Origin of the sequence: Ruania zhangjianzhongii (assembly GCF_008000995.1) — a bacterium.
GTDB classification, from domain to species: Bacteria; Actinomycetota; Actinomycetes; order Actinomycetales; family Beutenbergiaceae; genus Ruania; species Ruania zhangjianzhongii.
In genome coordinates, this window is sequence record NZ_CP042828.1 from 2,500,075 (window position 1) to 2,513,512 (window position 13,438).

Sequence of the window (13,438 nt, forward strand, 5' to 3'; positions counted from 1 at the left end):
ATCCTCATGCGACGCGCCGCACCCCTGACCGCCGCTGTGGCCGGCCTCGCTCTGCTCGCGGCGTGCTCGACCGGTGAGCCGGTGGACGTCGGCGACGGTACCGACACCGGCGGCGGCGAGACAACCGCCCAAACCCTGAACGTGGCCATCGGCGGTGAACCGGACCAGCTGGACCCGAACAAGACCTCCTCCTACTTCTCCTTCCAGGTGCTGGAGAACGTGTACGACACTCTGGTGGAGACTGACGCCAATCTGGAGATGCAACCCGCGCTGGCCGAGTCCTGGGACATCAGCGAGGACCAGCTCACCTGGACCTTCCACCTGCGCGAGGGCGTCACCTTCCACGACGGCTCGGACTTCACGGCGGAGGACGTGGTCTACTCCTACAACCGGATCATCGACGAGGAGCTCTCCAACGCCTGGAAGTTCACCTCGATCGAGAACATCGAAGCCCCGGACGATCTCACCGTGGAGATCACCCTGTCCCAGCCCACTCCGAACCTGCTCTCCAACCTCGGCGGCTTCAAGGGGATGGCGATCGTGGACCAGGCGAACGTGGAGTCCGACGAGATCACCACCGCCCCGGTGGGCACCGGCCCGTTCTCCTTCGAGGAGTGGACCTCCGGGGACCACATCACCCTGACCGCGAACCCGGACTACTGGGGCGGGGCCCCGGAGATCGCCGGGGTGGAGTTCCAGTTCATCTCCGAACCCTCCACCGCCCTGGCCGCCCTGCAGTCCGGGGAGGTGCAGTGGACCGACGTGATCCCGCCGCAGCAAGTAGAACAGCTCCAAGGTGAGGACCAGATCGAACTGGGCGTCACGCCGTCGAGCGACTACTGGTACCTGGCGCTGAACGAGGCCAACGAACCCTGGGACGACGTGCGCGCCCGGCAGGCGATCGCCTACGCGATCGACCGGGAGGCAATCATCCAGGCCGTCTCCTACGGCAACGCCGCCGCGAACCAGCTCGCCATCCCAGAGCAGAGCATCTGGTACACCGAGTACAGCACCTACAGCCGGGACATGGACAAGGCCCAGGAGCTCCTCGACCAGGCCGGGGTCACCGGCGGCACCATCGACTTCATGGCCACCACCGAGTACCCGGAGACGGTCACCGCCGCGCAGATCATCGCCGCCAACCTCGAACCGCTCGGCATCACCGTGGAGATCCGGCAACCGGACTTCTCCACCTGGCTCGACGAGCAGAACTCCGGCAACTTCGACCTGCTGATGATGGGCTGGCTGGGCAACATCGACCCGGACGACTTCTACTACAACCAGCACCACAGCGAGGGCACCTCCAACGCCCAGGGCTACGCCAACCCCGAGGTGGACCAGCTGCTGGAGGCCGCCCGCACCGAGACCGACCAGGACGCCCGCTACGACCTCTACGCCGAGGCCGCCACGATCATCGCCGACGAAGCCAGCTACATCTACCTGTACAACCCGTCGGTGATCCAGGCGTGGAGCCCCGAGCTGACCGGGTACGAGGTGCTGCCGGACCGGGCGATCCGGTTCCGGGACGTGCAGCTCACGGAGGGCTGAGGTGCGGGGATCCCCACGCGCGCTGCTGGTCTTCCTCGGCCGGCGCCTGGTCTACTCCGCCGTGGTACTGCTCGGGGTGATGGTGGTGACGTTCGCCATCGTGCAGCTGGTGCCCGGGGACCCGATCCGCCTGGCGCTGGGCACCCGGTACAACCCGGAGGCCTACCAGGCGCTGCTGGAAGCCAGCGGGCTGGACCGGCCGCTGCCCGAGCAGTTCTTCTCCTACATCGCCGGCGCGCTCACCGGGGACCTGGGGGTGAGCTTCCGCTCCGGGCAGCCGGTGACCGTGCTGCTGCTCGAGCGGCTGCCGGCCACAGTGTCTCTGGCGGTGGTGGGCATCGGGCTCGCGCTGCTGATCGCCCTGCCCGCCGGGATCTGGGCCGGGCTGCGCGAGGGCCGCGTGGCCGATGCGATCGTGCGGGTGACCAGCCAGTTCGGGGTGTCTGTGCCGGACTTCTGGATGGGGCTGCTGCTGATCACCCTGTTCTCCGGGATGCTCGGCTGGTTGCCGTCCTCCGGGTACACGCCGCTCGCCGAGGACCCCGGCGGGTGGGCCCGGCAGGTGGTGCTGCCGGCGCTGACCGTGGGCCTGGTGGCCGCCGCGATCCTCACCCGGTACGTGCGCGCCGCCGTGCTGGAGGTCGCGCACAGCGGGTTTGTGCGTACCGCTCGGTCGAAGGGGCTGAGCCCGAAGGTGGTGACGCTGCGGCACGTGGTGCGCAACGCCCTGGTGCCGGTACTGACCATCGTGGGTATCCAGCTGGCCACGATCGCCTCCGGGGTGATCGTGGTGGAGGTGGTGTTCGCCTGGCCCGGGCTGGGCCGGCTGGTGTATGAGTCGGTGGCCGCCCGCGACTACGCGATGATCCAGGGGGCGGTGCTGCTGATCGCGGCGATGTTCCTGTTGATCAACCTGATCGTGGACGTCTGTTACGCACTCGTCGATCCGAGGATCCGGCTGTCATGAGCACTACTGAGGATCGCCCGACGGCGGAGGGCCGGGTTGGCGAGGCCAGGCTGGGTTCGCTGCGGCTACTCGCCGCCAGCCCGGTCACCGTGGCTGCCGCCGTGGTGCTCGTGGTGGTGGTGATCGTGGCGCTGACCGCGCAGTGGATCGCCCCGTACGGCATCAATGACGTGGACGTGGCCCGGGCACTGCAGGGCCCGAGCGGGGCGCACCCACTGGGCACTGACGATCTGGGCCGGGACATCCTCTCTCGGGTGATGATCGCTGCGGGCACCTCGCTGCAGGTGGCGCTGGTCTCGGTGGTGTTCGCATTCTGCGTGGGGGTGCCGATCGGGATCGTCTCCGGGTACGTGGGCGGCTGGCTGGACACCGTGCTGATGCGGATCGTGGACGTGATGTTCGCCTTCCCGGTGCTGCTGCTGGCGCTGGCGATCGTGGCCATCCTGCAACCGGGACTGGCGACGACGATGCTCGCCATCGGGATCGTGTTCACCCCGATCTTCGCGCGGGTGGCGCGAGCCTCCACCCTCTCGGTCCGGGTGGAGCCGTACGTGCAGGTCGCCCAGACGATGGGCACCCCTGGCATGCGGATCTTGGGCCGGCACGTGCTGCCGAACATCACTGGGCCGCTGATCGTGCAGACCTCGCTGTCGCTGGCGTTCGCGATCCTGTCCGAAGCGGCACTCTCGTTCCTGGGGTTGGGGATTCAGCCACCGGACCCGAGTTGGGGCGGGATGCTGTTCGCCGCGCAGGGATTCGTCTCCCAGGCGTGGTGGATGAGCGTGTTCCCCGGGCTGGCGATCTTCGTGACCGTGCTCGCCTGCAACCTGCTCGGGGACGGGCTGCGGGACGTGCTCGACCCCAAGCACCGGACCCGGATGGAGGCGAGGCAACGATGAGCAGCTCTCTGGGCGGGCACAGCGCTTCCGCGGAAGCGGTGTTCGAGGTCCGCGACCTGCACGTGGCGATCGGGAAGAACGAGATCGTGCGCGGGGTGGACCTCTCCCTGCAGCGCGGCGGAACCCTAGGCATCGTGGGTGAGTCCGGGTCGGGCAAGTCGATGACCGTGCTCGCCGCGACCGGGTTGCTCGATGCGCCCGGGGCGCGTGTGAGCGGCTCGGCGCTGGTGCGCGATGACCGGCTCGGCGAGCAGCAGCTGGTGGGTGCCAGTGCGAAGGCGCTGCGCAAGGTGCACGGGGACGCCATCGGGTTCGTGTTCCAGGACCCGTCCACCTCGCTGAACCCGCTGCTGACGTTGGAGCGGCAGATCACCGAGTCCCTGGAAGCGCACCGGGGAATGACGAGGCGCAGTGCACGTACACGTGCGCTGGAACTGCTCACCGCCGTCGGCCTTCCCGACCCGGAGCTGCGGTTGGACGCCTACCCGCACCAGCTCTCCGGCGGGCAACGCCAGCGGGTGATGATCGCGATCGCGCTGGCCTGCGACCCGGCACTGCTGATCGCCGACGAGCCGACCACCGCACTGGATGTGACCACGCAGGCGCAGATCATTTCCCTGGTGCGCGACTTGCAGGAGCAGCGCGGCACGGCGGTGGTCTGGATCAGCCACGATCTCGGCGTGATCGGGCAGGTGGCAGACGAGGTGGTGGTGCTGCGCGAGGGGGTGACGGTGGAGCAGCGGCCGATCGTGGACCTGGTGGACGATCCGCAGCACCCCTACACCCGCGAACTACTGGCGGCCCGGCCGCGGCTGGGCGGGTCGCCGCCACCACCGGTGGACGCTGACGGTGCGGTGCTGCTGGACGTGCAGGATCTGGATGTGCAGTTCGGGGTGTCCACGCCGACCGGGCGTTCGGTGGTGCACGCGGTGCAGGAGGTGTCCTTCCAGGTGCGGCGCGGGCGGACGCTGGGCGTGGTGGGGGAGTCCGGGTCGGGGAAGTCGACGATTGCCAATGCGCTGACCGGGCTGGTGTCGGCCGGGGGCGCGGCGACGCTCGACGGCGTGCCGCTGCTCGGGCGGGTGCCGCGGGCGCTGCGGCGCCGGCTGGCGATGGTGTTCCAGGACCCGTTCTCGTCGCTGGATCCGCGGATCCGGGCCGGGGATGCGATTGCGGAGCCGTTGAAGGTGCATCGGCTGCATCCGGGCCGCGGCAGGCAGCGGGTGGGGGAGCTGTTGGACCTGGTGCACCTGCCGGCGGCGTTCGCCTCCCGGTTCCCGCACGAGCTCTCCGGCGGGCAACGCCAACGGGTCTCGATCGCGCGGGCGCTGGCGTTGGAACCGGACCTGCTGATCCTCGATGAGGCGACCGCGTCCTTGGATGCCTCGATCCAGGCGCAGGTGCTGGAGTTGCTCCGGGATCTGCAGCAGGAGCTGGAGCTGACCTACCTGTTCATCGCCCACGACCTGGCGATCGTGCAGCAGATGAGCCACGACGTGCTGGTGATGCAGCAGGGCGTCGCCGTGGAGTACCGGCCCGCAGCCGAGCTGTTCGCCGCGCCCGCGGAGGAGTACACACGGACCTTGATGGCGGCGATCCCGCCGGAGCGGCCGCGGGCCGCGATTGGGTGATGGGAAGGCGTTGCTCAGACAGTGGGCGATGGGCCCTCTGCTACTAGGCCTTCCTCGGCGTCACTCGTGAATTCCGCCATCTCTTTCGGCTCGGCGGCGTCAGAGCCCATGGCACTGGTGTCTTCGAATCGAAGGCCAGGCTTCGTGAGCTCCAGGCTGGCGAGGTGATTCTGCAGCTTCTTGGACATCGGGAGAAACGTGCCGAGGGTCAGGCCGCCGGAGAGCACACGCCCACAACCGGGATTGCCTTCGCGACTCCGCTCGCGAAGAGCTTCTTGGTCATGGACACGCCGAGGAGTCCCGCGACCTTCTTGACGATCGAATAGAGCGCACCCTTGGTGAGCGCCCTTTGGGGCAACTTCTTCACTACCTGTGAGGCAATCATGGTGGACACCTTGCTCACGCCGCCCTGAGCAAACTGGACACCAACCATGACGCCGACGAAGAGGGTGAGGATCCCCTCAGTGGCTTCATCGAGTTCTTCACCGGCATCAGCGAAGAGGTCAGGCCAGCTGTAGATGTAGGCGAGCTTCTGGGCAATGCGGAGCAGGTGGCCGATGTACTGCGCCAAATCAGCAGAAACTGTGCCGAGCATCGCGAAGCCGCCCGGGATTCCCGCGATCGTTGAGATCGCGGTTACCTTGCTTGTTTCGTAGTGATGGAGCCATTGGCTACTGCCGTGATGGTCGTGAGCGGGACGCCAGCTGCCGCGGGGGTGTCCGCGACGGCTCGCTCAATCTGTTCCGCATCGCAGTGACGCCTGAGCGCTGCCCGGAGGTAGGTCGCGCGGTCGATCCGGACGCCAGGTAGTTTCGCAGCAGCATCCAGCACCTGAGGGAAGCTGGTTGCACGGCGCTGGATCTCCTGGGTGTCGACCATGAGCGGACTCTATCGGTCGGTTCAGGCTGACATGCACGTTTGCGATGGGCCGATGAAGATCAACGGTTTACGCTCCGGCTCCGGTGAGCTGCGCCGTCGAAATCGCCGCTCCTTAGGCTTGATCTGCCTCGCGGCGGATGATCTCTGTCGCGGCGCCCATGTCGTACCGCGCTTCCATCAGGAGGAGCAGTTCGTGGACGCTGCGCTGCGGCCGCTGGTATCGGAGCGCGAGTTCTTGCACGGCGCAGAATCCACGGTATGAATCGATCTTGACGGTCTGGAGCACGAACTCGTTCGGTGGTTGCACGCGGATCCGGGCGGGCACTCGACCGGCGGGGAAGTCCGGGAGGTTCGCCGTGACGATCGCTTCCGCGCCGCCGACCACCGCCGCGGCGACCACGTGTTCGTCGTCAGGGTCGGGCAGGCTGAAGTTGCCCTCCAGTGGCTCCCACCCCTGGACGCACGAGTCATCGAACGCCCTCTCCATCTGGGTGATGAGATGCTTCGCCGCGGTCTCGGCGTCGGCACCACTGGCACCGCGGCGGACGAGCTTCCGCGCTTCATGCTCCTCCAGCTCGGCAAGGATCGAAGACGACCACAACGGTCGATACAACCCTTGGATTGCCAAGCTTAAAAGGACGTCGCGCTGCAGACTTGGCCACAGCACGCACGTGTCGAGAACGGCAGCGATCATGGGGAGCCCCCGAGCGGGCCGTCTCAGGCTCGGCGGCGGTCGGCTACGACATTGCGAACCTCTCGCAACTGGGCCGCAACAGCGACGGGATCGTCCTCGTCGTCGATGTCGATCGCGGTGGCGGCAAGCATCTCGTACTGCTGTGCACGACGCCGTTCGCGGTAGTCCAGCACGTCACGGAGCAACACCTTCCGGCGATTTCCCGGCCGCTCTGCAGGCAATTCTCCGGCATCGATCAGACGCACCACCGTCGGTCGTGAGACGCCAAGGAGGTCGGCTGCTTGCTGCGTCGTCAGGGTGGTGGCGTGGGGTGCGACCGTGACGGCGCGTCCTGCTCGCAGGGATTCGACCACCTGGAGGAGGAGTTGGTACATCGGAGCAGGCAGTTCGACCTGGTCGTTCTCACCGACGAGGAGGCATCTGGGCCGCACGCGTGTGCCGTGGATGCCTTCATGCGCATCGAGAAAGCTGTACACCTCCGCGAGGCCGGGCTCTTCTGTCGGCAGGTAGGTGCGTTCGGCCATCGGCTTCGGTTCAGGTCTCATGGTTGCATCACCACCAGGCTCGTGTATTACGAACATAGCGTACTCCCTTTCGTAACATTCGAATCGTGGGCGGGGTTCCATCGATCCTGCCCGATCGGACGTGTGCGTGGGCGACGAAGCTTGTCGCTGTGGATAACGGACGCCCGGCTACGCCACTGCGGTGACCGATCCTGGCCGACGTCGGCGTGCCGCAGTAGTCTCGGTGTATGGCCTCGAAGCCGGAGAACTACATCGCGGAGGGCAAGGCTCTCGACTCCAAGGAACTCGAGATCGCCGCTCTTGCGCTTCAGCAGATCGATGAGTCGGAGCAGGTCGAAGTCGATAGCCCCTGGGAGGATGTGGTCACCCGCAGGCTCGAGGAGTTGAAGAGCGGGAAGGTCGAGGCGGTGAACGGCCGCGAGACTCGTGAGATGGGTCGCAGCCTGCTTGCACAGCGGCGCAGGTGACTCTCGACTGGAACGAGCACCCCGAGGCGCGTCAGAAGTATCTCGATGCCCTCGCCAAGTACGAGGGCATCGGTGCTCTCGGCGAGGAGTTCGCCGACACGGCCGCTGCAGCCTCGGATCTCATCCTGCAGTCGGCAACACTCCCCTGGCCCGGCGATCCCAGAGTGAACATTCAGAACAGGCATGGCAAGGCGAAGGCCTACCAGGTGGGTCAAGTACTGGCTGCAATCGAGAAGAAGGAGGCATCGTGACAGGCACGCTCGGACAACCGCAGGTCAATGCCGCGCACTACGGCTACCGCGTGGTGTGGTCGGCAGAGGACGGGGAGTACTTCGCCACGTGCCTAGAGTTCCCATCGTTGTCGTGGGTGGCAGGGACGAGGAACGCCGCGATTGACGGCCTTGAAGCGCTTCTGAACGACGTACTGGAGGACATGCGCGCCCAGGGAGAAGAAGTGCCCGTCCCCATGTCGGAGCGGCGTTACTCCGGAACCTTCAATGTGCGCCTCGGGGAGCACCTCCATCGCTCGCTGGCGATGCATGCCGCGGAGGAGCGGGTGAGCCTCAACCAGTATGTGAGCAAGAAGCTCGCCGCCGGCTGACTCTCGCGGGCGTCGCAAATGCGGAGCATGGAGTGGTCTGCGGCCCCTGGGCGGACTGCGCTTGCCTTAAACGCCCAGGTCCTCCCGGGACGCCAGGGCGAGACGTCGGACGAAATCGTCCGGGATGGGCTTGGTGGGAGAGAAAGTGACGCCGGTCTTGCTCACCTTGAGACCGGCGGCAGCGAGGTCGTCGGCGAGTGCCGTGATGGCACCGGGTGAGAGGTAAAGGCCGCACTGTCGGCTGAAGGCGGCGTAACCGGCGATGGTGGCCTCACCCACCGCAAACCCGGGCATGTTGAACTTCATGATCTCCACTGCATCCGGAAGAGAAGCAGAGAGTTGCGCGCGCACCTGCTCCAGCAGCGGTTGTAAGGCCTCATTGGCGTAGTAGAGCCTGCTGGCCTCCATGAAGGCATTGGCGTCGAGGAGATACATCACGCCGCTCCGAGGCGGCGGCTGTACTCGTCGAAGCTGCTCAAGGACCGCATGGACATGAGCGCCATTGCCTCGTCTATGGTGGTGTGCCCTTCGAGGGCATCGGCGATCAGGGCACGGGAGAGGCGCTCGCCCACTCGATAGGGCTGGTTGTGGTAATGATCTCCGCCTGGCCGGTCCCGCTTCTGGCTGATGTCTCTCAGTTCGCGCAGTCGCGTGACTTCCGCGTCGTAGGCGGCTGCGAAGTCATCGATAGCGCGCACCCCCGTACGGTGCAGTGCGTGCAGCACGACCAGCGTGCCGCACCGGAACTGGGCGGCAAGCTGGTCCAGAGCGTCAGTGAGTCCGACATCGACGAGGCGGCGGTGGCGTGCCTCGAGTTCATCACGCGGCACCAGGACCTCGGACGCGACAGCGTTGCACCAGCGTTCGGTCGTGGAACGAGGGCTGGACCCGGCATCCTCGTTGCCGAGGCCCGCGGACCCGTGCCAGACGTGGGCGCACTCATGAATCAGGGTGAACAACTGGCCGTTCAACGTCTGCCCGGTGTTCACGAACACCAGCGGAGCGATGTCATCGATCAAGGTGAAGCCACGGAACTCGTCGGCATTCAGGAGCCGATGCGTGTTGTTCTCGACCATGGAAGTTGCGACCGTGAGGCCCCCGAGAGACTCGAAACCCTGCAGCAGTGCCTTGCGGGTGTCAGCCCACGTTCCGCGCCGGTGCTGCACTTCGAAGCGCAGCGCGGCGCGGATAGTGGCAGCGGTCTCGAGCGGATCACGGCCGCGTGCAGACCCGACGAACGGCAAGGGCACAGCGCCCATGCCGAGTGCGTACTCGCGGTACCAGGCCTGCCGACGCTGAGACTGGTTGATCACCGCGATCAGGTCGGCGCTCGGCGTGTCCCGTCCGGTGAAGCCCTCGCGGAAATCCGGAATCGGGAGCGTCCATTGTGGCGGCTCCGGTAGCAGGAGGTAGCCGAACGGGATCCCGGCCGCTCGAGCGAAGCCCTGGAGTTGTTTGAGCGTGGGTTCCTTCTGGCGGGACAACCATTGATCGATAGCGAATCGCTGCCGGAGGGAGGAGGGGTCGGCTGCCGCATCGAGCGCCCAGGACACGACCGCTGGTACGACGTTGACGCGAACGGACATCACCTGCCTCCTCTTCCGATCTGGTCCTGACTGCAATCCTGCCGCAGAAGTTAGGTCCGCGGGCCGTCCTGCCGCGGCATGTGGATGGCCGGCGCTGCCTTCGGATCTCACAATCCCAGCGAGGGCAAGCGTACGGCGACATGCGCTACGCCCCTCCAGTTCCGCCGTCGGGGGAGCGGGAGGGCACGGCAGGGGCCGCTGGAGGTGGTGTTGCTATCGTGGCTGCGCTGGTGCTCAAGGGGACACCGGCACGGAGCCAATGGAGGTAGGAGCTCAATGGGGAACGAACAGTCGCGACCGCCGGCCAGGGCACGGACCGGCCGGTCACGAGTCCTAGTCGCTGCGCTGGCTGCAGCCGGCCTGCTGCTGGGTGGAGCGCCGTCTTCTGGGGCAGAGGCGGCGCCCGGCGGTTCTGCCGCCGAAGCCGCCGCCAACGAGGTGGTGACCTGGGGCGCGAGCCAGGTCCAGCTGGACGAACCGGAGAACTTCGGCGATATGACGGTGCGCAACCTCGTACACACGAGCGTCGGCGGACGCGGGCTGCAGGTGACCCTCTCGAACGCCGAAGGCGAACGGCCGATCACCTTCTCCCCGGTGACGGTGGGTGTCCAGGCCGAGGGCGCGGCGGTCGTCCCGGGCAGACAGCACCAGCTCACCTTCGACGGGGAGGCCTCGGTCACCATCGCGTCCGGCGAGACGGCGCAGAGTGACCCGCTGAACTGGAACGTGCCGGCGGATACGACCCTGGCGGTGAGTGTGCACACCATGGGTGACACCGGTCCGGTGACCGGGCACGCCTTCGCCAACCAGGTCTCCTACACCGCGCCGGGCGATGCGACCGACGACGTGTCCGGCGATGCCTTCGACGGCACGATCAACAGCTGGTACTGGGTGGAGGCGTTGACGGTCCAGCCGCCCCGGCAGGCGTCCACCCTGGCGTTCTTCGGCGACTCCATCACCGACGGAGTCGGCGCGACAACCGGCGCCAACCTGCGCTGGCCCGACCAACTGGCCGATCGCATCAGCAACAGTCGCTATGTGCACCGCTTTGGCGTGATGAACCAAGGAATCTCTGCCAACCGGCTCCTGGAGGACGGCATCGGAGACGCCGGCATCGATCGATTCGCCGGGGACGTGCTCGACGAGCCGTCGGTGTCCACGGTGTTCGTGCTCGAGGGCGTCAACGACCTGCGCTGGGACGTGGCCACCACACCGGAAGACCTCACCGATGCCTATCAGCAGCTGATCAGCGAGGCGCACGCCGAGGGGGTCTGCGTGGTGGGTGCCACGATCCTCCCGTTCGGTGGCAGTAGCCGGTGGAACGCCGAGCGGGAAGAGATCCGCCTCGAGGTGAACGACTGGATCCGCACCAGCGGGGCCTTCGACAGCGTCGTGGACTTCGACGCGGTCGTGCGCGACCCGGACAACCCGGTGGAGATGGACCCGCGCTACGGCGACGACGACCACCTCCACCCGAGCGACGAGGGCTACACGCAGATGGCCGAAGCCGTCGACCTGACCACGCTGGACTGCGACCGCGAGCGGTGACCGGGTATCCCGGCCGACGATCACGGGCGGGGGACTACGGCTCGTCTGAGTCCAGAACTGCCGTGCGCGACCCCGCACACCCGCAGGACTCCCGCTTCGCCAGCGCATAGTTGGCCAGGTTGATCGTCTGCACCAGTTCGTCGCCGGCCTGGCCCACTGCCTTGATGGCCGCCCCGGCGATGTCCAGGGTTGGCGCGACCAAGGAGGTCAGCGAGGGCACGGTGAACTGGGCCAGGTCGGTGGCGTTCGCCACGGCGAAGGCGAAATCGTCGGGCACCGTGACGCCCCGCTCGTACAGGCGGCGCACCACACCGAACGCTTGCACGTCGTGCGACACCAGAGCTGCAGTAGGCCGCGGGTTCATCGCCAGCACCTGATCGACTGCGTGGTAGCCACCGGACTCGGTCAGCGGTGCCGCACAGACGTAGTCGTCGCCGGCATGAAGCCCGGCCCCGGCCAGCACCTGTCGCCAGCCCTGGTGGCGGCGCCTGGTGGAGGAGATCCCCTCTGGACCGCCCAGCATCGCGATCCGTTCGTGCCCGTGGCTGAGCAGATGTTCGGTGACCAGGGCGGTCCCGCGTACGGCGAACTCCGGACGGTCCACCACCACGATCGGAGTGCCCAGGGTGGTGTACGGCCCGAAGTCTTGGTGCCGGTCCACGCTGACCACGATGATTCCGTCCACCCGGCGCTCCACCAGCGCCCGGAGGTTGGCCCGCTCCTTCGCCAGATCCCAGTCGGTGGTGGCCACCAGGAGCTCCAGCCCTTGCTCGAAGGCCAGAGACGAGATCGCCTGGCTCAGCCGTCCGAAGTAGGGCATCACAATGTCGGGGACAACGAGTCCGAGGGTGGAGGAGCGCCCCAAGGCCAGCATTCGGGCGACGCCGTCGCGCTGATAACCGAGTTCCTCGATCGCCGCGAGCACCCGGGCGCGGGCGGCCTGCGAGACCGGCCGGGGGCCATCGTTGAGTACGTAGGACACCACGGCCGTCGAGACCCCTGCGCGAAGCGCTACGTCCTTTCTTGTCACGGCCACAGTTGATCGTATCCATCGGCACGATTGAGGGAGTCGGTTCGCGCGGGCGAGTGCGTTGCGGCCCTCACCCGTGCTGTCCCTTTCCGACGGCGGTCGTTCGGGTGCCCGGTTCGGCTCCCGTGGCGAGCATCTCGGCCAGGCGCGTGGCTGCCCGCTCGAGCACTTCGGCGTATCCCGTGGTTGCGGCGATCGGGACGCGCGTGGACGGTCCGGAGATCGAGACCGCCATCGGGGCCGGCCACCCAGGTACTACGGCGGCGAGGCAACGCACGCCCACCTCCTGCTCGCCGTCATCGATGGCGTACCCGCGCGGACGGATCCGGCTGAGCTCGTCGAGGAAGTCGTGCTCGGTCACGAGCGTGGCCGGCGTCAAGCGCGGCATCCCACTGCGCCGCAGCAGAGCACGGACCTGCTCATCGGGCATCGTCGCGAGGATCGCCTTGCCCACTCCGCTGCAGTGCGCGTGCACCCGGTGGCCCACCTCGGTGAACATGCGCATCCCGTAGGCGCTGGGGACCTGGGCCACGTACACCACCATGTCGCCATCGAGAACTGCCACGTTGGCTGTCTCGTGGAGCTCGTCCACCACCTCTGCCAAGACTGGCCGTGCCCAGATCCCCAGCCAATGCTCGCGGCGATCGCCGAGACGGACGAGACCCGGACCCAGTCCGTATCGGCGCGAGGCCACCTGCTGGGCATATCCCTCGGCGACGAGGGTGCGCATGATGCGAAACGTCGTCGGCACCGCCAAACCCAGCTCGTCCGCGATCGAGGTAAGAGTGGCTGCCTCGTCCCGGTTGGCCAACGCCTCGAGGACGGCGAAAGCGCGCTGCACAGAGCGGACCGGTGGGTCCGACGTGCCCGGTGGAGACATCGGCATCCTTTCGTAGTGCGCATGCCCTCACTCGCCGTGCGGTGACGGCTCGATTCAATCTACGCGGGTTGACCGTCATTGTCTACGCGGGTAGAGTCACGTTCAATTCACCCCAGCGGAATCCAGATTTCAGTTCGAACCGACGCGCACCGCGGCGTGACCCCTACTACGGCAGTAAGGACGA

The 13,438-nt window shown here is 67.1% G+C and carries 17 protein-coding genes; 8 read left to right on the forward strand and 9 right to left on the reverse strand.

What is annotated here, in order from left to right; genetic code table 11:
* Nucleotides 1-6 precede the first annotated feature (6 nt).
* The 4 genes from FU260_RS11590 to FU260_RS11605 are packed head-to-tail and all read left to right on the forward strand — an operon-like array spanning nt 7 to nt 5,045.
* Complete coding sequence (locus tag FU260_RS11590) at nt 7-1,548, forward strand: ABC transporter substrate-binding protein (protein WP_147917205.1); 1,542 nt, start codon at nt 7-9, stop codon at nt 1,546-1,548.
* Between the two features lies 1 nt (nt 1,549).
* A complete protein-coding gene (locus FU260_RS11595) occupies nt 1,550-2,515 on the forward strand; it encodes an ABC transporter permease (RefSeq protein ID WP_244951275.1) in 966 nt (321 codons plus the stop codon).
* Nucleotides 2,512-3,414 carry an ABC transporter permease gene (locus FU260_RS11600; RefSeq protein WP_147917206.1) on the forward strand — a complete coding sequence of 301 codons (903 nt, stop codon included), beginning with the start codon at nt 2,512-2,514 and terminating at the stop codon, nt 3,412-3,414. The genes FU260_RS11595 and FU260_RS11600 overlap by 4 nt, the downstream gene beginning before the upstream one ends.
* Complete coding sequence (locus FU260_RS11605; RefSeq protein WP_147917207.1) at nt 3,411-5,045, forward strand: dipeptide ABC transporter ATP-binding protein; 1,635 nt, start codon at nt 3,411-3,413, stop codon at nt 5,043-5,045. The genes FU260_RS11600 and FU260_RS11605 overlap by 4 nt, the downstream gene beginning before the upstream one ends.
* Before the next feature lie 14 nt (nt 5,046-5,059).
* On the opposite strand, the gene FU260_RS23815 is transcribed toward FU260_RS11605, so the two are convergent.
* From FU260_RS23815 to FU260_RS11620, 5 genes are all read right to left on the reverse strand, one after another.
* On the reverse strand, nt 5,060-5,233 hold the full coding sequence (locus tag FU260_RS23815) for a hypothetical protein (RefSeq protein ID WP_210418261.1): 174 nt from the start codon (nt 5,231-5,233) through the stop codon (nt 5,060-5,062).
* A gap of 20 nt (nt 5,234-5,253) precedes the next feature.
* Nucleotides 5,254-5,640, reverse strand: coding sequence for a hypothetical protein (locus tag FU260_RS23820; RefSeq protein WP_210418262.1), 387 nt, complete (start codon nt 5,638-5,640; stop codon nt 5,254-5,256).
* Between the two features lie 41 nt (nt 5,641-5,681).
* Entirely contained in the window at nt 5,682-5,924 is a 243-nt protein-coding gene (locus FU260_RS23825) for a hypothetical protein (RefSeq protein ID WP_210418263.1), read from the reverse strand.
* 112 nt (nt 5,925-6,036) lie between these two features.
* Entirely contained in the window at nt 6,037-6,618 is a 582-nt protein-coding gene (locus tag FU260_RS11615) for a PIN domain-containing protein (protein ID WP_147917208.1), read from the reverse strand.
* A 23-nt stretch (nt 6,619-6,641) separates the two neighbouring features.
* Complete coding sequence (locus FU260_RS11620) at nt 6,642-7,142, reverse strand: helix-turn-helix domain-containing protein (protein ID WP_210418264.1); 501 nt, start codon at nt 7,140-7,142, stop codon at nt 6,642-6,644.
* 227 nt (nt 7,143-7,369) lie between these two features.
* On the opposite strand from FU260_RS11620, the gene FU260_RS11625 reads away from it, so the two are divergent.
* The 3 genes from FU260_RS11625 to FU260_RS11635 are packed head-to-tail and all read left to right on the forward strand — an operon-like array spanning nt 7,370 to nt 8,210.
* Nucleotides 7,370-7,609, forward strand: coding sequence for an addiction module protein (locus FU260_RS11625; RefSeq protein ID WP_147917209.1), 240 nt, complete (start codon nt 7,370-7,372; stop codon nt 7,607-7,609).
* Nucleotides 7,606-7,860, forward strand: a complete 255-nt coding sequence (locus tag FU260_RS24140) for a hypothetical protein (protein ID WP_244951276.1) — start codon at nt 7,606-7,608, stop codon at nt 7,858-7,860. The genes FU260_RS11625 and FU260_RS24140 overlap by 4 nt, the downstream gene beginning before the upstream one ends.
* Nucleotides 7,857-8,210, forward strand: a complete 354-nt coding sequence (locus tag FU260_RS11635; protein WP_147917210.1) for a type II toxin-antitoxin system HicB family antitoxin — start codon at nt 7,857-7,859, stop codon at nt 8,208-8,210. The genes FU260_RS24140 and FU260_RS11635 overlap by 4 nt, the downstream gene beginning before the upstream one ends.
* A gap of 66 nt (nt 8,211-8,276) precedes the next feature.
* Here FU260_RS11635 and FU260_RS11640 read toward each other — a convergent pair whose 3' ends face one another.
* Together FU260_RS11640 and FU260_RS11645 are read right to left on the reverse strand one after the other, a co-directional pair.
* Complete coding sequence (locus tag FU260_RS11640) at nt 8,277-8,645, reverse strand: iron chaperone (RefSeq protein ID WP_210418265.1); 369 nt, start codon at nt 8,643-8,645, stop codon at nt 8,277-8,279.
* Entirely contained in the window at nt 8,645-9,907 is a 1,263-nt protein-coding gene (locus FU260_RS11645) for an ImmA/IrrE family metallo-endopeptidase (RefSeq protein WP_147917211.1), read from the reverse strand. The genes FU260_RS11640 and FU260_RS11645 overlap by 1 nt, the downstream gene beginning before the upstream one ends.
* 165 nt (nt 9,908-10,072) lie before the next feature.
* Between FU260_RS11645 and FU260_RS11650 the strand changes: the two genes are divergently transcribed.
* Nucleotides 10,073-11,344, forward strand: coding sequence for an SGNH/GDSL hydrolase family protein (locus FU260_RS11650; RefSeq protein ID WP_147917212.1), 1,272 nt, complete (start codon nt 10,073-10,075; stop codon nt 11,342-11,344).
* 34 nt (nt 11,345-11,378) lie between these two features.
* Here the strand turns inward: FU260_RS11650 and FU260_RS11655 are convergent, their stop codons facing one another.
* Nucleotides 11,379-12,380, reverse strand: coding sequence for a LacI family DNA-binding transcriptional regulator (locus FU260_RS11655; protein WP_168211753.1), 1,002 nt, complete (start codon nt 12,378-12,380; stop codon nt 11,379-11,381).
* 64 nt (nt 12,381-12,444) lie between these two features.
* Nucleotides 12,445-13,254 carry an IclR family transcriptional regulator gene (locus FU260_RS11660; RefSeq protein WP_244951277.1) on the reverse strand — a complete coding sequence of 270 codons (810 nt, stop codon included), beginning with the start codon at nt 13,252-13,254 and terminating at the stop codon, nt 12,445-12,447.
* Nucleotides 13,255-13,438: the final 184 nt, after the last annotated feature.

Bases quoted from the DNA above. Each gene is read 5' to 3' on its own strand.
- FU260_RS11590 (WP_147917205.1), top strand. From the start codon at position 7: ATGCGACGCGCCGCACCCCTGACCGCCGCTGTGGCCGGCCTCGCTCTG.
- FU260_RS11600 (WP_147917206.1), top strand. From the start codon at position 2,512: ATGAGCACTACTGAGGATCGCCCGACGGCGGAGGGCCGGGTTGGCGAG.
- FU260_RS11605 (WP_147917207.1), top strand. From the start codon at position 3,411: ATGAGCAGCTCTCTGGGCGGGCACAGCGCTTCCGCGGAAGCGGTGTTC.
- FU260_RS23815 (WP_210418261.1), bottom strand. From the start codon at position 5,233: ATGTCCAAGAAGCTGCAGAATCACCTCGCCAGCCTGGAGCTCACGAAG.
- FU260_RS23820 (WP_210418262.1), bottom strand. From the start codon at position 5,640: ATGCTCGGCACAGTTTCTGCTGATTTGGCGCAGTACATCGGCCACCTG.
- FU260_RS23825 (WP_210418263.1), bottom strand. From the start codon at position 5,924: ATGGTCGACACCCAGGAGATCCAGCGCCGTGCAACCAGCTTCCCTCAG.
- FU260_RS11615 (WP_147917208.1), bottom strand. From the start codon at position 6,618: ATGATCGCTGCCGTTCTCGACACGTGCGTGCTGTGGCCAAGTCTGCAG.
- FU260_RS11620 (WP_210418264.1), bottom strand. From the start codon at position 7,142: ATGGCCGAACGCACCTACCTGCCGACAGAAGAGCCCGGCCTCGCGGAG.
- FU260_RS11625 (WP_147917209.1), top strand. From the start codon at position 7,370: ATGGCCTCGAAGCCGGAGAACTACATCGCGGAGGGCAAGGCTCTCGAC.
- FU260_RS11640 (WP_210418265.1), bottom strand. From the start codon at position 8,645: ATGTATCTCCTCGACGCCAATGCCTTCATGGAGGCCAGCAGGCTCTAC.
- FU260_RS11650 (WP_147917212.1), top strand. From the start codon at position 10,073: ATGGGGAACGAACAGTCGCGACCGCCGGCCAGGGCACGGACCGGCCGG.
- FU260_RS11660 (WP_244951277.1), bottom strand. From the start codon at position 13,254: ATGTCTCCACCGGGCACGTCGGACCCACCGGTCCGCTCTGTGCAGCGC.